The sequence below is a fragment of the Herbinix hemicellulosilytica genome (genome assembly GCF_002904165.1).
GTDB lineage: Bacteria > Bacillota > Clostridia > Lachnospirales > Lachnospiraceae > Mobilitalea > Mobilitalea hemicellulosilytica.
In genome coordinates, this window is record NZ_CVTD020000026.1 from 123,523 (window position 1) to 143,585 (window position 20,063).

The window sequence follows — 20,063 nt, forward strand, 5'->3', positions numbered from 1 at the left end:
AAATTTTTTATGTTCCTCTTATTTTTACATTATGATATTATTATAAATAATAAAAAAATGTAAAAATGTGTATCAAGTATTATTATTTTTTAACGAAGGTGATAAAATGAGCAAGCAAAACCTAACCCTCCTGACCGACTTCTATGAGCTTACCATGATGCAGGGATACTTCAACAACAATATGAACGATATTGTTGTATTTGATTTATTTTACAGGGAAAATCCGTGTAACGGCGGTTATGCCATATGTGCCGGATTGGAGCAGGTTATAGATTATGTTAAAAATCTCAGATTTACTGAGGACGATATAGAATATTTGCGTTCATTAAAAACGTTTGATGAGGGTTTTCTAAATTACCTGAAAGACTTTCGTTTTAGCGGGGATATTTATGCCATCCCGGAAGGAACTGTGGTATTTCCCATGGAACCGCTGATAAAAGTAGTGGCTCCTATTATGGAGGCCCAGCTAATAGAAACCGCCCTGCTTAATATCATCAACCACCAGAGTTTGATCGCCACTAAGGCCTCCCGTGTTGTATATGCCGCAAAGGGCGCCCCGGTTATGGAATTCGGTCTAAGGCGGGCTCAGGGACCGGATGCCGGAACATTGGGAGCAAGGGCTGCCGTAATCGGCGGCTGCATAGGTACAAGTAACGTTCTTTCGGCCAAGCTGTATGATATGCCGCCTTTAGGGACCCATGCCCACAGCTGGATTATGAGTTTTGACGATGAACTTACGGCTTTCAGAAAATATGCCGAACTTTATCCTTACAATACAACTTTATTGGTAGACACATACGATACCCTTCGTTCCGGTGTACCCAATGCCATAAAAGTCTTTAAAGAACTTCGTGAAAGCGGCAGAATGCCCGAAAAATACGGCATACGCTTAGACAGCGGTGATTTGGCTTACCTGTCCAAAATGGCAAGAAAAATGCTTGATGAAGCCGGCTTTACTGATGCCAAAATAACGGCTTCCAGCGATCTTGATGAATATGTAATTGATTCCTTAATAGCTCAGGGAGCCAAAATAGACTCCTGGGGTGTCGGTACCAAACTTATAACTTCAAAAGACTGCCCTTCTTTTGGAGGTGTCTATAAACTGTCTGCCATAAAAAAAGGCGATAAATTTATTCCCAAAATGAAGCTTTCAGAAAACCAATGGAAGGTTACCAATCCGGGAAACAAAAAAATATACAGAATTTACGACAAAGAAAGCGGAAAAGTAAAAGCCGATCTTATAACGCTGCATGATGAATATTTTACTTCCGACAAGCCTTTACTATTGTTTGACCCGATAGCAACCTGGAAGAAGACATATTTAAAGCCCAATACTTATATCTTAAGAGAATTGCTTGTTCCCGTATTTATAAAGGGAGAATGCGTATATACATCCCCTTCGGTGATGGAAATACGCGAGTATTGTGCCAAAGAACTGAATACTCTTTGGGATGAGTCAAGAAGGCTTACCAATCCCCATAACGTGTACGTGGATCTTTCCAACAATTTGTATCAATTAAAGACACAGCTTTTAAACAGCCAGAGCATAAATCCTTAAATACCAAAATCTAATATTCTTATTAATAAAATTTTATGATATACTATAATTAAACAGTACAAACTATGGCATTCATATATCTGTTATCCATGCAAAATTTTGACATAACTGACGTACTTTAGGAGGAATTATGGATAAAACAAAAATTTTCTTAATAGCCTGTACAATATTTATATTATCATTGGCCGGTGTTCTCATACTCGGCAATACACACCCGGATAAATCAAACCCGGCATATAACGATTACGGAAAAGCCTCTGCATCCACCATACCGGACGATGCAGAAAATACTGACACAAATAATGACGATTACATAAATTCCGGCGATTATACATATATTCCTCCTGATTATGAATATGATGATAATGATGAAGATATTTATGAGGATGATAACGAAATGACAGATATATGGACTCCTGCCACCGAAATTGATCTTGATCCCAACAGTATAACGGTATTTGTTAATAAGGAATATAACCTTCCAAAAGACTTTATTCCTAAAAATTTAGTTACTCCCAATATACCTTTTGACATAACGGGTTACAACGAAAGAAAACTGTTGCGCAAAGAGGCTGCAAAAGCCATAGAAAAACTCTTTGCAGCTGCATTAAAAGAAGGATATACCTTATACGGCATATCCGGATACAGATCTTACAACAGACAGAAAGAAATCTTTTTAAACAATCTTATAAGGAAAGGGAAAACCCATACTCTTAAATATTCCGCGGCTCCCGGTACCAGCGAACACCAGACAGGGCTCGCTATGGATGTATCTTCAAAATCCGTAAATTTGAAACTTGTCACTGCATTTGCAAACAGCCCCGAAGGCAAATGGCTGGCCGAACACGCCCATGAGTTCGGGTTCATTATAAGATATCCAAAAGACCGTGAAGAAATTACCGGTTACGCATATGAGCCGTGGCATATAAGATATGTGGGCAAGCAATTGGCGACCTATCTCTATACCAATAACTTGACTTTGGACGAATATTACAATTATGTTCCGAGCGAAGGTTTTGATTTCGAAAAGAAATATGCGGACCTTTTAAACTATAAACCGCCCGTCACTCCTACTCCTGTTCCGGAAGACGAACTGGAGGAAGATATAACGGATGATATTCCGGATGATTTGACAGATGATATTCCTGACGACATTCCGGATGAGGATTTTGAAGACATTCCTGTTGATAATCCTAATGATGATAGTTCGGATGATGATATTCCTGATGATTCGCCGGAAGATGTGTCTGACGAAACAGTAGGCAATGACGATGCCCAAAGTAGAGATTCCGGTTATGATTGTGAGGAAAATTTAAAAGATTCAGATGAGTCTGAAGTACCGGATTCCTCTTTAGATGATATCAAAAACGGTCCCACCCCTACACCTGTTCCCTTTGACATTTTAGAAGGGAAAGTTTCTGATTTTGATATAATAAACTGATGCTGCTGTAATTATTTTTTTAAAATATGGAGGCACGCAATGAGACTTATCTTACTCCTTTTATTTTTGCTTATATTTTTTATAATAAGCATTCCTTTATTCATTATCGAGTTTATAATAGGGAAATTTAATCGTCGTGCACAGGTTTCCAGTTCACAAAAGATAGTAGCTGCCGCCTTTCATGTGGTATTATTCCTTGCCGGTGTAAAACGAACCGTCATCGGCAGGGATAATATTCCTAAAAATGAACCTGTTTTATATATTGCCAATCACAGAAGCTATTTTGATATACCGGTAACCTTTGTAAGCCTGCCTACTTTGACCGGTTATATGGCAAAAATAGAAATAGCTAAAATACCTATATTAAGGACCTGGATGCGTTTGCTTCGATGTTTGTTTCTAGACAGAAACGATATCCGGCAGGGCATGAAAACTATATTGCAGGCAATCGAACAGATTAAGGAAGGTTACTCGATTTTTATATCCCCTGAAGGAACCCGTAACCAAGGAAAAGAGATGCTTCCTTTTAAGGAAGGCAGTTTTAAGGTTGCAGAAAAAACCGGCTGTGCAATTATACCCGTAGCCATAACCAATACCGATGAAATATTTGAAAACCACATACCCTGGGTCAGATCCGCCAAGGTGGTAGTCGAATTTGGCAAACCCATTTATCCCAAAGAATTGGACAAGGGGAAACAAAAACATCTCGGTTCTTATGTGCAGGGCATAATTAAGGAAATGTTGGACAAGAACTCTCACCTGGTTTAAAGTTAAAAATTTCTTTTATTCTTTGTATTTTACTATTTATTTTTTTTATAATAAATGATACAATAGTCGATGTCCGACTAAAATTATGCCCGTATTGGAATAATATAAATAAGTTCCTTAAACGGATAAATTTGATTGATTTTGATTACGAAATCACTTTTTTTATGTTAAATAAAGTTATCAGGAGGTACATAGTACATGAAGACCACTCTTATCGTGTTTTTAATAGTAGCTTTAGTCATAACCGGAATATTGGTCGCCCTTTACTTTGTCGGAAGGAAACTTCAAAAGAGGCAGGAAGAAGCCGAAGAACAGATGAAGGCTGCTGCCCAGACATTTTCCATACTGGTTATTGATAAAAAGAAAATGAAGTTAACGGAAGCAAATTTGCCAAAAATGGTTGTTGATCAGACGCCTAAATACCTCCGCCGTTCCAAAGTACCTATTGTAAAAGCAAAAATCGGTCCAAAAATAATGTCATTGATGTGTGACCCTAAGGTATTTGACCTTATTCCTGTTAAAAAAGAAGTAAAAGCCGTTATAAGCGGTATATATATAACCGATGTAAAAGGTTTAAGAAGTGGTTTGGAAAAGAAACCTCAAAAGAAAGGCTTATTTAAAAAGATAAAGGACAAGTTCTCAAAAGAAAAGTAATTATACGGTATATCCTCTTGCCATACGAAAATAAAATCGGTAAGAGGATTTTTTTAATGCCTATTTTATGATAGAATATATCGTGGCAGAATTAATCATCTTATTAATTGTATGTGTATTATATTAGCTTGTCATAATATGTATTTTAATTTTTTGTCTATTATGACTTAAATATGACGTTCGTCAATTCGTAAAGTAATCGGGAGCTTTTTAAATTTTAACCCCGTGTTAATTTGTTATCATATTATCTTTTAATAGTCGATTGTGAAAGGAAAATGATATTATATGAGCAGAAAATTAACTAAAATATTACTTGTCTTAATTGTAATTTTGATAGCAGTTTCAGCTGTTGCTTACATAAAAAATTCAGGATCAGGCTCAGGGCAAAAAAAAGAAGATAAACAAGTTTCAGACTCTTTCGATAACAATGTAACTGAAGTAAGTGAAGCTCCCGCAGATACATCTTCCCCCGAAGAAAAGCCCTCTTCTTTTGAAACAGATCCTGTACCAGCAAATAACGAAAACGTCAATGATTCTGACGAAAAAAAAGATGATCCCGATGAAAGCTCCGGCCAAAACGATGAAACTAAAACCGGTGATTCATTAATCGGCCCCATAGTCCTTGCCTTTGCCGGTGACGTTAATTTGGACGAAAACTCCAAGCCTGTTGCCCGTTATGATAAAGAAAATAAAGGCATTCTGGGAGTATTTTCTCAGGATCTGGTTGACGAAATGAATAATGCGGATATTTTCATGTTAAATAATGAATTTGCCTATAGTACACGGGGAGCAAGAATCAAGGAAAAATCCTTTACATTCAGGGCTCATCCGAAACGGGTGGAGATATTAAAGGAAATGGGAGCAGATATAGTATCCCTGGCAAATAATCACGCCCTGGATTACGGAGTAGATGCCCTTCTTGATACCTTTACAACCCTTGAAGAAGCGGGCATCGATTATGTCGGAGCAGGCCGCAATATGGAACGGGCCAAAGCCCCTGTCTACTACACTATCGGAGATAAAACTATAGGTTTTGTAGCAGCTTCCAGAGTAATATATGCCATGGACTGGTATGCTACAGACGATAGGCCCGGTATGATAGGAACCTATGATCCCGCATTATTTGTAACCTCTATAAAAGAAGCTAAAGAAAACAGTGATTACGTTGTGGCTTTTGTTCATTGGGGAATAGAACGCGAACACAAGCCCGTAGAATATCAGAAAGTATTGGCGAAAACCTATATTGATGCAGGAGCTGACTTTGTCATAGGCTGCCATCCCCATGTTATGCAGGGTATAGAATTTTATAAAGGCAAACCCATTGCATACAGTCTGGGCAATTACTGGTTTAATTCATCAAAAAGAGAATCCGGCCTGTTAAAAATTTATATTAATCCCGACGGAACATTTGATGTCCAGCTTCTGCCGGTGATGAACGATAATACATATACATATATGATTACAGATGAAAAGGAAAAAGAAGCTTATTATAAATTTATGACAAATATATCCTTTAACGTGGAATATGATAAAGACGGTTTTGTAACAGAAAAGCAATAAATACTTAACTTAAAGTAAATTTAAAAGGGCACAGGTAAAACGCCTGTGTCCTTGTCTTTATTATCCAAGTCAATTTTTTATCTATATTTCCCTGACTGCAATTCTTATCTGATTGTCTGAGAAATGTTCATTATTTTGGAACAATGCATATTCCATATCAACAATAAGTTCTTTTTCATTTTCCTCAATTTCAATCCTTTTGGTACAAATTTGAAACATAAAACTGCCGTAGGGAGTATTGTAGAAAGTATGAGTATCCTTTGACAAATCAAAAACCATATGGGTACGGTTATCTCCCTTTTTTATCATTTCAACCAGTCCGGGAAGAACTTTAATTGTATTATCACTTTCCCCGGTATTTTCCTTGTCATACTCCTTATACCGTATAATATGCTTGCCGTTAAAAAACCTATACTCTCCTGTCACGTCTGTAATAATGCTGCCATTATTTTCACGGGTCTTACCCTCAATAAAAACGTTTACTTTTCCCTTCATTACATACTCCGTTTTCTTAGTCTTACCGGAATCAATTTTACTATTTTTTCAACCTAAAAGCAACAGTTTATAAAACTATGGATTTTAACGGTTATAGTATAATTTTGTGATGTTTGGGAAATACTTAGATATCAAATTTATTAGGAGGACATATGAACAGGAAGATATCAGTATTTTTAATAATAATAGGGACTTTAACATATTTAATACAGTTACATACGGCTGCCACCATAAACCTTCAGGAAAATGTAGCAAAAAACATAATACGCTTTCATGTAATAGCAAACAGCGACAGCAAAGAGGACCAGTATCTGAAATACGAGGTAAAAAACGCCCTTATCAAAGCTCTATACCCGAATTTTAAAAATATAAATTCCGTAGAAGAAGCCAGATCAATCATCAAATCCAGCATACCATTAATAGAAGATGTGGCCTCTCAGGTTATAAAAAGCCACGGCTATTCTTATCCGGTTACAGCTTCATTGACAACAAACTATTTTCCTATGAAAGTATATGGAGATTATGCTTTTCCGCCGGGAAAATATGAAGCTTTGCAGGTACGTATAGGAAATGCTCAGGGTCAAAATTGGTGGTGTGTCATGTTCCCTCCCCTATGTTTTGTTGATGAAACCTACAGTATTGTGTCGGAGGATTCGGAAAAAAAATTAGAGTACCTTTTGACAGATGATGAACTTGATTTTATACAAACAAAAAAAATTCCGGTTAAAATCAGATTTAAACTTCTTGATATTCTAAAAAGTATTATAAGCGACAAATAATTTGTATTCATCTTACAGATATGATAAAATAACTTATCCCATAACCATTCTGAATGACAAACTCAAAATTTATGTATCAAATATAATTATAAGGATTAATATTTTATGGGCCAAAATAAATAGTACTTTTTACTTTTATGAAGTTTTGGATTTGGGGAGGATATAATGAATTCCATAGCCGTAAAAGCCTATGCCAAGATTAATCTGGGCCTTGATGTTATTCAAAAACGACCCGACGGTTACCATGATATAAAAACTATCATGCAAACCGTCAATTTATATGATACTGTTTGCATAAAAAAAACAAAATTTCAATCTGTTACCGTTCGGTCCAACCTTAACTATCTGCCTACGGATCAGAGAAACTTAGCCTACAAAGCCGTCCTGTTGTTTCGTGAACTGTATCCTTTTAAAGACGGCCTTAACATATATTTAAACAAACGGATTCCCGTATCGGCCGGCCTGGCAGGGGGCAGTGCGGATGCTGCTGCTACTTTAAAAGGCTTAAACCAACTATATAAGACCGGCTTGTCTTTAGAAGAACTAATGGCTATCGGAGCCAGGCTTGGAGCTGATGTTCCTTTTTGCCTGCTAATGGGGACAGCACTGGCTGAAGGAATCGGAGAAAGATTAAAACCTCTTCCTCCTTTGCCCGATTGCCATATTCTGCTTGTAAAACCTGATATAAGCGTTTCAACCAAATATGTATATGAAAATCTCAGGCTAAATGAAATCGTAAAACATCCGGATATTGAATCAATGCTGGACGCCTTAAAGGAGAAAAATTTATACCGGCTTTCCGCTCTTATAGAAAATATTATGGAAACCGTAACCGCAAGAGAGTATCCGGTTATTGAAAAAATTAAAGAAAAAATGAAAGAAAACGGTGCTCTTTCATCGGTTATGAGCGGAAGCGGACCTACGATTTACGGTATATTTGATAATCAGCTAAAAGCAGAAACGGCATACAATTTCTTTAAATCATCCCAATACGGCAAATATGTCATATTAACTAAACCTTATAATATAAATCAATAAATTTTACCGGGGCTTTGTAAGCCCTTATTTTTCTGCTGTGATGTAAGATTTAATAAAAAAGAGAACAACAACCATGATTTGTATATACACGGACAAACTTATCCGTCTATACCTATACGAAACCATAGCCCTTGTTCTCCCAAAATATTGTCAGACAGATGTATCACCTATATTACTAAATACATTGCTTGACAAGGATTAAATTTATTTATAAATTGATACCCATTTACAGGCTGAGCAAATTAAAGCTGATCTCTCCATTCTTCGAGCTTACTTATAGTTCTGTCCAGAGTGTCCCTGCAAATCTGAGGAAGTGCTCCGCCCCAGGCCTTCTCTGCCAGACTAAAGCCTTTCTTTACAGCTTCAATCATAAGGTCCGCCTTGGCCGGGTCTCCTCCAGCCAGAGATTTTGCAAAGGAAACTAATCTTTCGGAGGTCTGCTCTATGCCCCAATAGCCGTCTTCGGCAATATCTTTTTGAGCCTGAAGCCTTGTTTCTTCGTCTACCGGTACCTTACCGTCTCTTAACAGGCTATATACATTGCTGGCTCTGTTAAAAGTCTGTCCTTGCTTTGTAAGCATTTTTTCTACCAAATCAATCAGTCTCTGCCTGCTTCTTTCCGCTTCTTCAAGGAGCCGATTTATGGTAGCCTGATCTCTCTGATACGCCCCGGTAACGTTACTTTTTTTCTCATAGACCGCGGCTTCCTCATAATTATTGTCCTTTTTGTTTTGTACCGCCTCTTTTTTTTCTTTTTTCCGTTCGCTGTAATCGTAATAAACTTCGGTACTCTGATAATTTGATATACCTTTAATACTCATTCCCATCCTCCTTTATAATCTTACCGTCCTTGGCTGCGGAGGAAATCATCCCTGATATCTAGGATCAATTTCCTATATCATGTATATCGGAGGATACGGAATATTTCTTAACATACTCTACCTGTTTTTCCTTATTTTTATAAATAAAATTTAACCTGTATAGTATTTTATCATAAATGTACCTGCTTATCTTTCTATGGTAAAGAACAGGTTTATATATTATTATTTGCTTATTTCTTTATAAAGAATTGATTTTATTATAAATCATATCCCTTATATTTTATATAACGGCATCCACCCTTTTTACGATTATCAGCTTATCCCCTTCTTTTACTATATCGTTTTCCAAATCGTTTATTTCCATAATTGTATCCACAGTGGTATGATATTTCTTCGCAATGTTCCACAGGTTATCGCCTTTTTTAACAATATATCCAATAATACCTGGCATAGCCTGAAGTTTTTCCAGATCCAAATCAGCCACTTCAAGATCCGTAATAATAGGCTCGGTAATCTTCTCAAATACTATGGTATTCAGGCTTATCAGGGCTTTGACTTCAATTTCTTCCCCGTCAAGCATCATAACACTTAATTGATCAATATTAGGCCTTACTTCATAATTGCTGCCTGAATTTAAACCTTTAGCCTCTATTACCTGAGAAAACGGAATAGATCCTTTCAGGGAGCAAAGGGGCATAGAATCGTCTTCCGATATGTATAAAATATTAACGTCAATAACTCCCTCTACCATAAGTTCAGAATCTTTTGGTATAACGTCGTCAAGCTTTATCGATCCGTCACAATGGCAAATTTGAAGAATCTTCGGCTGATTGCCTGGCACACGGATATTATCGGCAATACGGTATTTGCTGTTATTTTTGATAACCAAATTTTCATAGGTGGCATCGCGGAATATAGGGGTAATCTCTTTACTGGGGCTGTAAACGTCACAAAGTATTTCCGGTTCCTGGATATCATAAACCTTAATTGCCATTTCTAAAATAACTTCCAGGTCAATAACTCTTTCTTCACCGTCAGCATCCGGCTTTACTTCTATATTTTTATTTAAAATTTTGAAAGTAATATCTTCAATCATATTTTCATTGCAGCCATTGCAGTCGACAGTTCCTCCGAAAGCCACCTCAGTTTCGTAATATTCAATAGGACTTTCCTCATTTTCGCCGTTATAAAGGAGAAATACCGTAAGTTCCCCTTTAATTGTAAATCTGTCTTCCAAAAGCCTGACTTCGATATTATTTAAACGGACATCGCTAAAGAGTACCGATACCACATTGCTTTTGTTTGTCGGAAGGATCAGCTCATCCTTGATCCTAAAAGTATCCTTTTTATCTATGGCTATATCCGTTATCTCTATCTTCTTGCTAAGATATTGTACGTCGTCAGCCCCCTCCACCATGACTCCGGTTTCCTCATCATAAATTTCCTCTACCGTTACATACAGGCTGACAATAGATTTTACACTTATTTTTCTTGAATTAATCATTTCGGCTGTCAGATCTTCCAAATCCCATTTTACGATCGGATCGTCCTCCGAACAGGCTTGATCCATATTTATTACTTCGTCAAACTGTATTTGCCCCGGTATATTATGTATCGGCCTGGTATCCTCGGAACTGAAATACAGGACATTAAAATCCAGTTCTCCTTTTACTGTAAGTTTTCCGTTCATAGCCTGAATCTCGTGTATTTTTATGTCACCCTGCTGTGTTATAATCCGTTCTATATCCGGTTTGACATCAGGAACATTAAAATCATCATCTAATGTAAGCTGCAGGGTACTCTTACATTTTAATTTATTCATATGAATATTCCTTTTTACTAACTCCACAGGTCTCCCTCCTTAAATTTGGACATAGGATTACATGCCTCTGACATATCATATTCATTCAGGCAGGGATTTATGATTTTGATCGGTAACTTTTTTATTGTATAAATGAGCATTTACGAAAACTGCAGGCGACAGTTACAAAATCTATCAAGCGAATAAGGGCTTATAACAAAAAAAAGCCGAAACCATATTTCAATGGTTTCAGCCACCAGTTTTTATTTTTATCTGCACAAAATAAGTTCAATATCTTTGGTCAAAACATCTGTATAACTATACGACATAGTTCTTGCAGGCATATCGTCATTCCCGGGAGTCGTCACTAAAAAAATGCTTGAATACGTTTCAGATATAATACCAACCGTCTCGTCTATTCTGTGTCTTCCCCTATTAACTCTGACTTTAACTTTCTTCCCCGTATGGCTTTTTACAGCATTTCGTACTTTATTAACATCCGCCTGATTTATCATAATTACTCCTTACTAATGTCTACTCCATAGCCCGGAAAACCGCTATGTGAACATATAAACATTGATACAAAAACATATTTTATGCATCATGAGTATTATAACATAAAATTCATGTTGTTGTCAACTAATTTTCAGACAATTTAAAGCTTATTATAGCTTTTTACCATTAAATATGCACAGTAAATAAAATAAATTTTGTATATTTTTATGGAATAATTAAATATTAGCCTATATTTATGTCTGCCTGTTTTTGGGAATATGCACAAATTCATCAGGTTCCCTGTAATTTGTTTAAGAGAATTTACCGAAATTTCTAATACAATATATGGATGTTAATAAAGTTACTAGTACTAAATGTAGCGATTGCCATAGGGGACATTAATTATGTTTTTTCATTCAAATACAACTTTTTTATCTATAAATTCAATTTTTACGACAATATATGGATAAGATACTCCCTGTGTCACTAAATCATCCTGTGACGGTCCAATCAGATTTGTATCTATATAGATTGCATTGTCGGCAAGAAAGAGTTCTTCTACAGCAATACTGTATCCACCGCTATTTTGCTTTCCATAACCGACCGCAATATACAAATAGTCTTTGTTGGAATAGGTAAGTCTGAAAGGTTTTTCTTTCTTTTCATCAATTATTTCCTTTAACTCCCCCGGTAAATCGGCCTCTTCTACCACAGTAAAATCAAGATCCCTTATTTTCTTTATTTCCGTTTCATCTTTTTTGCAGGCTGTAAATAAAATAGCAGTAATAAAAATTAAAAGAAGCTTTGCCAATATCTTTTGCCTCTTCATCAATACCCTCCATGACAGATGTCTTTTATTCATTTAATATTATGAAGGGTTTGGCAAAAAAATTCATTTTCTTATATTACTCTTGCCTTAAGTTCATCGTTTTCCACATCGACCAGAATGGTTTCTCCTGCCGCTACCTGATCGCTTAAAATCAGTCTGGCACTCAATGTTTCCACATTTTTTTGCAGATAGCGCTTTAACGGCCTTGCCCCATATACCGGATCATAAGCCTGCTTTACGATGTAGTCTTTTGCAGAGTCGGATACTTTAATAGATATATCCTTATCCTTTAGCCGTTTATTTACATCAGCTATCATAAGGTCAATTATACTGCATATGTTATCCATAGTAAGAGGCTTAAACATTATAATTTCATCCAGACGGTTAAGAAATTCCGGCCTGAATGAAGCCTGAAGCTCCTGCATAACCAAAGACTCACATTCCGGACTTATTTCTCCTTTTTCGTTTACCCCCTCAAGCAGGTATCTTGATCCTATATTAGATGTAAGAATTATAATTGTATTCTTAAAATCGACTGTCCTTCCCTGGGAATCGGTTATACGCCCGTCATCCAGTACCTGCAGAAGAATATTGAATACATCCTGATGGGCTTTTTCCACTTCATCAAAAAGTATAACCGAATAAGGCTTTCTTCTGACTGCTTCCGTAAGCTGTCCTCCCTCTTCATAACCTACGTATCCCGGAGGTGCTCCTATCAGCCTTGCCACCGAATGCTTCTCCATATATTCACTCATATCAATCCGTATCATATTTTCTTCATTGTCAAAAAGGCTCTCCGCCAAAGTCTTTGCAAGCTCGGTTTTACCCACACCGGTAGGTCCCAGGAATAAAAATGAGCCGATAGGTTTTTTGGGGTCTTTAATACCTGCTTTGGAACGAAGGATTGCATCCGATACTTTTATAACCGCTTCATCCTGTCCTACCACCCTTCTGTGAAGATGAGAAGGAAGATTAAGCGTTTTATTTCTCTCACTTTCCGTAAGCTTTGTAACCGGTATTCCTGTCCATCTGGACACAATCCTTGCGATTTCTTCCTCGCTTACGCTTTCACGGACCATCCTGTTACCGCCGCTTCTTAATTGCTCCTCTTCTACCTGCAGCTGTTTTTGCAGTTGCGGCAGCCTTCCGTATTTTAATTCTGCTGCTTTGTTTAAATCATAGTGGCGTTCGGCGAGTTCAATTTCTTTATTAATTTCCTCAATTTCTTCTCGAAGCTTTTGAACCTTTTCTATACAGGCCTTTTCACCTTCCCATTTGGCCTTGGCTGATGAGAATTCGTCCTTAAGCTCCGCCAGTTCTTTTTGAAGTTCCTCAAGCCGTTCCATACTTAAGCGGTCGTTTTCTTTTTTTAATGCCGCCTGTTCTATTTCCATTTGCATAATTCTTCTTTGCATATCATCAAGTTCGGTCGGCATAGAGTCAAGCTCTGTCTTAATCAGGGCGCAGGCCTCATCAACCAAATCTATAGCTTTATCCGGAAGAAAGCGGTCTGATATATAGCGGTTAGATAAAACTGCGGCACTAATCAAAGCTCCGTCGGTAATTTTTACCCCGTGAAAGACTTCATACCGTTCTTTTAACCCTCTTAGTATGGATATAGTATCCTCGATTGTCGGCTCGTCAACCAAAACAGGCTGGAACCTTCTTTCCAGGGCAGCATCTTTTTCTATATACTGGCGGTACTCATTGAGGGTTGTTGCTCCTATGCAGTGAAGTTCCCCTCTGGCAAGCATGGGCTTAAGCATATTTCCGGCATCCAGTGCCCCTTCTGTTTTTCCTGCTCCGACAATGGTATGAAGCTCGTCTATAAACAAGATTATTCTTCCTTCGCTCTTTTTAACTTCCTCCAGCACAGCCTTTAAACGTTCTTCAAATTCTCCCCGGTATTTGGCTCCCGCAACCAAAGCTCCCATATCCAGAGCAAAGAGCATTTTGTCTTTTAATGAATGCGGTACATCTCCCTTTACAATTCTTTGGGCCAGCCCTTCGACTACGGCCGTCTTTCCCACACCCGGCTCTCCGATAAGAACCGGATTGTTCTTGGTTTTTCTTGATAATATCCTAATAACATTCCGAATTTCCGCATCTCTTCCGATAACCGGATCAAGCTTTTGCTCTCTGGCCATAGCCACCAGATCATGGCCGTATTTTTCAAGGATGTCATAAGTCGCTTCGGGGTTGTCGCTTAACACCTTTTGATTTCCTCTCACACTTTGCAGGACTTTTAAAAATTCGTCCCGGGTAATATTAAACTCCCGAAACAGTTCCCTAAGATTTTTTCCGGGATATTGCAACATGCTTAAAAAAAGATGTTCCACGGAAACGTAAGCATCTCCCATCCTCTTTGCTTCATCTTCCGCATATATTAAAACTTTATTAAGATCATTGCCGATATAGATTTGTCCCCCGGCTACCTTGGGCCGCCTGTTCAATATGCCCTTTAACTGCGCCAAAAAGACATCGGTATTTATACCCATTTTCTCAAGCAGCTTTTTAATAAGGCTTTCATCCAGGGTAATCAGGCTGTATAACAAATGCTCTACTTCGATTTCCTGATGCCCGTATTCATAAGCCAGCTTTTCACAGTTTTGAACCGCAAGCATTGAATTTTGAGTGAATTTATTGATATTCATAGTCTCCTCCTTATATAACAGTAAAACTAAAATAATCCTTTAAACACAATATTTATATTGCTTGTTCTATTACAACTATAACACCGATGGCAGAAAATTGCAATATTATTTTTTTTATGTAAAATATTTTATATTTTTATTATTTATCCAAATTTGCATTTTATTATTTGATTTTATATTTGTGAATTAAAATTTGAACTTATGAAGCAATCGGATTTTAATAAGCACTTTATGATACTACTTATTTAAACAATGTAGAATATCGTGCCTGCTTCTTTGAAGCAAACAAAAAAAAGTAGGAGAAAGCTAAATAATTAGCTACCTCCTACCCGATCAATAAATATATATACTTAAAAAATCATGAATTGGTCAAATCATTGTCTCTATAATCATTATGCAGCTTATTTTACTCCGCCTTAACTTCTACCAACTCATAACCGGCTTCTTCTATTGCCTTTTTGAATATATCGTCGCCTATTTCCCGGTCAATCTCCACAAAGGCGCATTTTCCTTCCAAATCGGCCTTGGCTGATATAACACCGTCCAGTTCCAGCAATGCATCTTCCACATGTTTTACGCAATGTCCGCAGGACATTCCTTCAATCATCAATTTTTTTCTCATAATAATTCCTCCTTAAATATAGTGTCCTTTCTTATTCTTTTCATCTAACCTTATTTAAAGTATTTATCTGTCCGTTTGTTTCCTGCCTGTTGTCTTAATTTACTACTATGTCACGTCACCCTCCGCAGGAACTTTGGCAGTATTACTTATTATTCCTTGACCGGTTTAAATCTTCTTAAGCGCAGGGCATTGGTTACCACTGATACGGAGCTTAAGCTCATGGCTGCTCCGGCAATCATAGGATTTAACAAAGGTCCTCCAAAAATATGAAGAATACCCATAGCAACCGGTATTCCTATGGTATTGTAAGCAAATGCCCAGAATAAATTCTCTTTAATGTTTCGTATAGTGCTTCTGCTAAGCTGTATTGCCGTCGGCACATCCGTTAAATCACTTCTCATCAATACGATATCCGCAGATTCCATTGCTACATCCGTACCCGATCCTATGGCAATACCGATATCAGCCTGGGCCAGAGCAGGGGCGTCGTTGATTCCGTCTCCCACCATGGCTACTATTCTTCCTTCCGATTGAAGTTTTTTCACTTCCTCGGCTTTATCCTGAGGCAACACCTCCGATAATACCCTGTCTATACCGACCTGTTTAGCTATTGCCTGGGCGGTTTTTCTGTTGTCACCCGTTATCATGGCTACCTTAATGCCCATCCTGTGAAGTTGTTCAATGGCTCTCTTGCTTGTATCCTTAACAGTATCGGCTACGGCAATGATACCGGCTAGGTTTCCCGAAACCGCAATATACATGGGAGTTTTCCCTTCGTCTGCCAATCTGTCTGATAGCTCTTCCCAATTTTCCAGGGCTATTTCTCTGTCTGTCATCAGTTTGCGGTTTCCCAAAAGCACCTGCCTGCCGTCTATGGTTACTTCAATACCATGACCGGGTATGGCTCTAAAGTCTGAGGCGTTCCTAGTCTTAATTCCCATATCTTCGGCATATTTTACTATAGCCTCACCCAGAGGATGTTCAGACCCCTTTTCGGCAGAGGCGGCCATCGAAATAAGTTCCTCTTTGACAATACCGTCGGCAGTATATATATCTGTAACTTTAGGCTTTCCTTCCGTAATGGTTCCGGTCTTGTCAAACACTACGGTATCTACTTTATGGGCTATCTCCAGAGCCTCCCCGCTTTTAATAAGCACACCGTACTCAGCTCCTTTTCCGGTTCCCACCATGATGGCTGTAGGTGTTGCAAGCCCAAGAGCACAAGGACAGGCTATAACCAGCACCGAAATAAAAATTGTTAAAGCAAATATGACACTTTGTTTACCAATAAAATACCATCCCAGCCCCGAAAGAAGAGCTAAAACAATTACTATAGGAACAAAATAGCCCGATATGATATCCGCCATTTTAGCAATAGGCGCTTTAGACCCCTGGGCATCCTCCACCAGCTTGATTATCTGAGATAGAACGGTATCTTTTCCTACTCTGGTTGCTTTATACCGTATACTGCCGTTCTTGTTGATGCTGGCCCCTATAACGGTATCTCCCACTTGCTTTTCTACCGGAATACTTTCTCCGGTCAGCATGGATTCGTCTACGGATGTAATACCGTCTATTACTATGCCGTCCACCGGCACCCTTTCACCGGGTTTTACCACAATAATATCCCCGACTTCAACTTCATCTATGGGAATTTCAACTTCGGTATCATTTCTTATTATAACGGCAGTCTTCGGAGTCAAGCCCATCAGTTTTTTTATTGCTTCCGAAGTTTTTCCCTTGGATACCGTTTCAAAATATTTACCGAGGGTTATCAGCGTAAGAATAACGGCTGCAGATTCAAAATATAACTCATTAGCATAACTGTGGTTGCCACTTATTATTTGAATAACGGCAAATATCCCATATATAACCGCCGCCCCGGTACCGATAGCAATTAAGGAATCCATATTCGGACTGCCCTTAAAAAGGGTTTTTAATCCAACTATATAGTACCTGTATCCGACAGCAACTACAGGAAGTGTAAGTATCAACTGAGCCAGTGCAAAAGCCAGGGGATGCATCATATGGTCAAGAAACCTTGGCAAAGGAAGCCCTATCATATGTCCCATGGAAATATACAACAGAGGTACAGTAAATATAGCTGATATAATAAACCTGACCCATAAAACTCTTTTTTCTTTTTCTTTCTTGTCTTTATCTGTATCTGCCTTTATATCTTCGTCAACTGCCTTATATCCTGCCTTTTCTACCGCCTTTTTGATTTCGGAAACCCTTATTATGGATGAGTCATAGGTAACGGTAAGTTTCTCCGTAGCAAGATTTACATCGGCACCTAATATACCGTCCAGTTTCCTTACGGCCCTTTCAACGGCTTTTGCACAGGCTGCACAGGTCATGCCTTCTATTTTTAACGTTTTTGTAACCGTTTCCGCAATGGCTTTATAGCCTGCTTTTTCAACCGCATTTTGAATTGCGTCGGCAGTGACTTTTCCTTCGTCATACTCTACCGTAAGTTTTTCGGTAGCCAGGTTTACATTTGCATTTGCTATACCGTCCAATTTTCTTACGGCTCTTTCAACAGCTCTGGCGCAAGCTGCACAGGTCATGCCATCTATCTTAAACGATTTTAATGCCATGTCATAACCTCCTTTTATTATTTTCCTGTTATCTTTGATAATATATCAATAATCTCGTCTATTTTTTCATTGCCTTTGTTATTCTCAAAGGCTTCTTTTACACAATGGTACATATGCTGCTTTAATATCAAAAGATTAGCTTTCTTTAGCAGAGCCTGTGTAGCTATAATCTGATTGGAAACATCTACACAATATCTCCCTTCTTCAATCATGCTAATTATAGCTTCTATTTGCCCTCTGGCTGTTTTTAAGGCAAGCATAGCTTTTTTCTTTTCATTGTTCATAATAATAACTGACAGCCATTAGTCCGGCTGTATACTTACTCCTTTCCTGATAAATTTATGTAATATATATAAATTAAACCTTACCCCTCCCCTATGGGGGTGGGATATAAGCTAGAATATATCTTTTAAACCTGTTTGTCAATATTTTTATTTTAATATTTAAGCTTTTTCATATTCTTAATTACAATCAAAAATTTTAAAATATTACCTTAAGAATAATTCCTGCATATTTTAAGCATTATTTATAATGGATAATAATTCATACAAGGAGGATCTCTATATGAATGAAAAAAAATATATTTGTCCCATATGTAACAGCGATAAACTTTTCCTAAAACATGAAGCAAGTTATGTATATTCATATAAAATTGACTCTGACGCACCGGGAATTAAAAATACCACGACTTTCTCCCCTTACCTTTATGACAGAAGAGAACAGACATCTTCCCGAGAATACCTTGAATGCGACAACTGCAAGACCCGATATTCCGGTGAAATGCTTTATAAATTTTTAAAATAATAAACAATTGAATTATTGCCTTACATGCATTATAATTACTTTTTATAATTAACGTATTACCGTATTGACAAAATAATTTTTAAGGAGAATTTAAATGAAAAAGCATATAAAAGCCCTTCGTTTTGCCTTCCCATATACAATTCCCGTATTGTCAGGATATATGGTTTTAGGTGCGGCGTTTGGCGTACTAATGAGCAGGCAGGGGATTCCTCTATTTTGGATTGCTTTTTCAAGCATATTTGTCTATGCCGGATCTATGCAATTTGTTTCCGTCGCCTTGCTGTCAGCCGGATTTGATTATCCGGGTGTTTTTTTAATGACACTGATTATAAACGCAAGACACTTGTTTTACGGCATATCATTTCTGCAAAAGTACAAAAATAAGGGAAAATTAAAACCTTATCTGGTTCTGTCTTTAACGGACGAAACCTTTTCCCTGCTGTGCAATATAGAACCACCCGCCGAGGTTTTACCAAAATGGTTTTATTTTTACATATCCTTGTTAAACCACATATATTGGGTCTTAGGTTCCCTTATAGGGGGAATTTTAGGCTCTTTGTTAAAACTTGAAACCAATGGTCTGGAGTTTGTACTTACCGCTTTATTTATAGTGATATTTATAGATCAGTGGAAAAGTGCCAAAAATCATTTACCGGCTGTTATAGGTATTTTAAGTGCAAGTGCCTGTAGAATAATTTTCGGTTCATCCGATTTTATAATCCCTTCAATGGCTGTAACTTTGCTTCTTTTAACTCTACTAAAAAAGCCTCTTGAAAGGAGGCCAATAAAATGAGTTATAACTTTAGCGAATTATTTTTGTTTTTTGGGATTATAAGCCTAGGGACTATTATTACAAGAGCCCTTCCTTTTCTTATTTTCCCGGAAAATAAAAAAATACCTAAATACATAAAATACCTTTCCGATGTTTTACCCTATACAGCCATAGGTATACTGGTTGTATACTGCCTTAAAGATGTTTCTTTTACAACTTCCCCTTTTGGCCTGCCTGAATTAATAAGCGTTGCGGCTGTAGTTATATTACATATTGTAAAAAACAACACTCTTATTAGTATAGGCATCGGAACAATACTTTATATGATACTGATTAATTTTGTATTCTGATTACTTTCTTACTTTAAAAAAA

At 37.5% G+C, this 20,063-nt stretch carries 19 protein-coding genes; 10 read left to right on the forward strand and 9 right to left on the reverse strand.

What is annotated here, in order from left to right; genetic code table 11:
* The first annotated feature begins 106 nt into the window (after window positions 1-106).
* From HHT355_RS11970 to HHT355_RS11990, 5 genes are all read left to right on the forward strand, one after another.
* Window positions 107-1,558 (forward strand): nicotinate phosphoribosyltransferase, encoded by a 1,452-nt coding sequence (locus HHT355_RS11970; RefSeq protein WP_103203680.1) that lies wholly within the window; start codon window positions 107-109, stop codon window positions 1,556-1,558.
* Window positions 1,559-1,688: 130 nt separating this feature from the next.
* Complete coding sequence (locus HHT355_RS11975; RefSeq protein WP_242967671.1) at window positions 1,689-2,999, forward strand: M15 family metallopeptidase; 1,311 nt, start codon at window positions 1,689-1,691, stop codon at window positions 2,997-2,999.
* Window positions 3,000-3,038: 39 nt separating this feature from the next.
* Window positions 3,039-3,767 (forward strand): lysophospholipid acyltransferase family protein, encoded by a 729-nt coding sequence (locus HHT355_RS11980; protein ID WP_103203681.1) that lies wholly within the window; start codon window positions 3,039-3,041, stop codon window positions 3,765-3,767.
* Between the two features lie 198 nt (window positions 3,768-3,965).
* Entirely contained in the window at window positions 3,966-4,421 is a 456-nt protein-coding gene (locus HHT355_RS11985; RefSeq protein WP_103203682.1) for a hypothetical protein, read from the forward strand.
* A 285-nt stretch (window positions 4,422-4,706) separates the two neighbouring features.
* Complete coding sequence (locus tag HHT355_RS11990) at window positions 4,707-5,981, forward strand: CapA family protein (protein WP_103203683.1); 1,275 nt, start codon at window positions 4,707-4,709, stop codon at window positions 5,979-5,981.
* An 81-nt stretch (window positions 5,982-6,062) separates the two neighbouring features.
* On the opposite strand, the gene HHT355_RS11995 is transcribed toward HHT355_RS11990, so the two are convergent.
* Entirely contained in the window at window positions 6,063-6,476 is a 414-nt protein-coding gene (locus tag HHT355_RS11995; protein WP_103203684.1) for a DUF1934 domain-containing protein, read from the reverse strand.
* Window positions 6,477-6,628: 152 nt separating this feature from the next.
* Between HHT355_RS11995 and spoIIR the strand changes: the two genes are divergently transcribed.
* Both spoIIR and ispE read left to right on the forward strand, forming a co-directional pair.
* Entirely contained in the window at window positions 6,629-7,255 is a 627-nt protein-coding gene (gene spoIIR, locus HHT355_RS12000; RefSeq protein ID WP_103203685.1) for a stage II sporulation protein R, read from the forward strand.
* A 165-nt stretch (window positions 7,256-7,420) separates the two neighbouring features.
* Window positions 7,421-8,293: a 4-(cytidine 5'-diphospho)-2-C-methyl-D-erythritol kinase gene (ispE, locus tag HHT355_RS12005; protein ID WP_103203686.1), complete on the forward strand. Its 873-nt coding sequence runs from the start codon at window positions 7,421-7,423 to the stop codon at window positions 8,291-8,293.
* Window positions 8,294-8,535: 242 nt separating this feature from the next.
* Here the strand turns inward: ispE and HHT355_RS12010 are convergent, their stop codons facing one another.
* The 8 genes from HHT355_RS12010 to HHT355_RS12045 all read right to left on the reverse strand — a co-directional run bounded on the left by HHT355_RS12010 (window position 8,536) and on the right by HHT355_RS12045 (window position 18,399).
* A complete protein-coding gene (locus HHT355_RS12010) occupies window positions 8,536-9,114 on the reverse strand; it encodes a hypothetical protein (protein ID WP_103203687.1) in 579 nt (192 codons plus the stop codon).
* Window positions 9,115-9,394: 280 nt separating this feature from the next.
* Window positions 9,395-10,963, reverse strand: a complete 1,569-nt coding sequence (locus HHT355_RS12015) for a DUF3794 and LysM peptidoglycan-binding domain-containing protein (protein ID WP_103203688.1) — start codon at window positions 10,961-10,963, stop codon at window positions 9,395-9,397.
* 221 nt (window positions 10,964-11,184) lie between these two features.
* On the reverse strand, window positions 11,185-11,430 hold the full coding sequence (locus tag HHT355_RS12020) for a Veg family protein (protein WP_103203689.1): 246 nt from the start codon (window positions 11,428-11,430) through the stop codon (window positions 11,185-11,187).
* A 392-nt stretch (window positions 11,431-11,822) separates the two neighbouring features.
* Window positions 11,823-12,239, reverse strand: coding sequence for a protease complex subunit PrcB family protein (locus HHT355_RS12025; RefSeq protein WP_103203690.1), 417 nt, complete (start codon window positions 12,237-12,239; stop codon window positions 11,823-11,825).
* A 71-nt stretch (window positions 12,240-12,310) separates the two neighbouring features.
* Window positions 12,311-14,893 (reverse strand): ATP-dependent chaperone ClpB, encoded by a 2,583-nt coding sequence (gene clpB, locus HHT355_RS12030; RefSeq protein ID WP_103203691.1) that lies wholly within the window; start codon window positions 14,891-14,893, stop codon window positions 12,311-12,313.
* A gap of 406 nt (window positions 14,894-15,299) precedes the next feature.
* Complete coding sequence (locus tag HHT355_RS12035) at window positions 15,300-15,515, reverse strand: heavy-metal-associated domain-containing protein (RefSeq protein WP_103203692.1); 216 nt, start codon at window positions 15,513-15,515, stop codon at window positions 15,300-15,302.
* Window positions 15,516-15,664: 149 nt separating this feature from the next.
* A complete protein-coding gene (locus tag HHT355_RS12040) occupies window positions 15,665-18,115 on the reverse strand; it encodes a heavy metal translocating P-type ATPase (RefSeq protein WP_103203693.1) in 2,451 nt (816 codons plus the stop codon).
* Window positions 18,116-18,132: 17 nt separating this feature from the next.
* Complete coding sequence (locus HHT355_RS12045) at window positions 18,133-18,399, reverse strand: metal-sensing transcriptional repressor (RefSeq protein WP_103203694.1); 267 nt, start codon at window positions 18,397-18,399, stop codon at window positions 18,133-18,135.
* Window positions 18,400-18,679: 280 nt separating this feature from the next.
* On the opposite strand from HHT355_RS12045, the gene HHT355_RS12050 reads away from it, so the two are divergent.
* From HHT355_RS12050 to HHT355_RS12060, 3 genes are all read left to right on the forward strand, one after another.
* Window positions 18,680-18,919, forward strand: a complete 240-nt coding sequence (locus HHT355_RS12050) for a hypothetical protein (RefSeq protein ID WP_103203695.1) — start codon at window positions 18,680-18,682, stop codon at window positions 18,917-18,919.
* Between the two features lie 94 nt (window positions 18,920-19,013).
* On the forward strand, window positions 19,014-19,712 hold the full coding sequence (locus HHT355_RS12055) for an AzlC family ABC transporter permease (protein WP_103203696.1): 699 nt from the start codon (window positions 19,014-19,016) through the stop codon (window positions 19,710-19,712).
* Window positions 19,709-20,041, forward strand: a complete 333-nt coding sequence (locus HHT355_RS12060) for a branched-chain amino acid transporter permease (protein ID WP_103203697.1) — start codon at window positions 19,709-19,711, stop codon at window positions 20,039-20,041. The genes HHT355_RS12055 and HHT355_RS12060 overlap by 4 nt, the downstream gene beginning before the upstream one ends.
* Window positions 20,042-20,063 lie beyond the last annotated feature (22 nt).

Bases quoted from the DNA above. Each gene is read 5' to 3' on its own strand.
- ispE (WP_103203686.1), top strand. From the start codon at position 7,421: ATGAATTCCATAGCCGTAAAAGCCTATGCCAAGATTAATCTGGGCCTT.
- HHT355_RS12010 (WP_103203687.1), bottom strand. From the start codon at position 9,114: ATGAGTATTAAAGGTATATCAAATTATCAGAGTACCGAAGTTTATTAC.
- HHT355_RS12050 (WP_103203695.1), top strand. From the start codon at position 18,680: ATGAATGAAAAAAAATATATTTGTCCCATATGTAACAGCGATAAACTT.
- spoIIR (WP_103203685.1), top strand. From the start codon at position 6,629: ATGAACAGGAAGATATCAGTATTTTTAATAATAATAGGGACTTTAACA.
- HHT355_RS12055 (WP_103203696.1), top strand. From the start codon at position 19,014: ATGAAAAAGCATATAAAAGCCCTTCGTTTTGCCTTCCCATATACAATT.
- HHT355_RS11975 (WP_242967671.1), top strand. From the start codon at position 1,689: ATGGATAAAACAAAAATTTTCTTAATAGCCTGTACAATATTTATATTA.
- HHT355_RS11995 (WP_103203684.1), bottom strand. From the start codon at position 6,476: ATGAAGGGAAAAGTAAACGTTTTTATTGAGGGTAAGACCCGTGAAAAT.
- HHT355_RS11990 (WP_103203683.1), top strand. From the start codon at position 4,707: ATGAGCAGAAAATTAACTAAAATATTACTTGTCTTAATTGTAATTTTG.
- HHT355_RS12040 (WP_103203693.1), bottom strand. From the start codon at position 18,115: ATGGCATTAAAATCGTTTAAGATAGATGGCATGACCTGTGCAGCTTGC.
- clpB (WP_103203691.1), bottom strand. From the start codon at position 14,893: ATGAATATCAATAAATTCACTCAAAATTCAATGCTTGCGGTTCAAAAC.
- HHT355_RS12035 (WP_103203692.1), bottom strand. From the start codon at position 15,515: ATGAGAAAAAAATTGATGATTGAAGGAATGTCCTGCGGACATTGCGTA.
- HHT355_RS12020 (WP_103203689.1), bottom strand. From the start codon at position 11,430: ATGATAAATCAGGCGGATGTTAATAAAGTACGAAATGCTGTAAAAAGC.
- HHT355_RS11985 (WP_103203682.1), top strand. From the start codon at position 3,966: ATGAAGACCACTCTTATCGTGTTTTTAATAGTAGCTTTAGTCATAACC.
- HHT355_RS12025 (WP_103203690.1), bottom strand. From the start codon at position 12,239: ATGAAGAGGCAAAAGATATTGGCAAAGCTTCTTTTAATTTTTATTACT.
- HHT355_RS12060 (WP_103203697.1), top strand. From the start codon at position 19,709: ATGAGTTATAACTTTAGCGAATTATTTTTGTTTTTTGGGATTATAAGC.
- HHT355_RS11980 (WP_103203681.1), top strand. From the start codon at position 3,039: ATGAGACTTATCTTACTCCTTTTATTTTTGCTTATATTTTTTATAATA.
- HHT355_RS11970 (WP_103203680.1), top strand. From the start codon at position 107: ATGAGCAAGCAAAACCTAACCCTCCTGACCGACTTCTATGAGCTTACC.
- HHT355_RS12045 (WP_103203694.1), bottom strand. From the start codon at position 18,399: ATGAACAATGAAAAGAAAAAAGCTATGCTTGCCTTAAAAACAGCCAGA.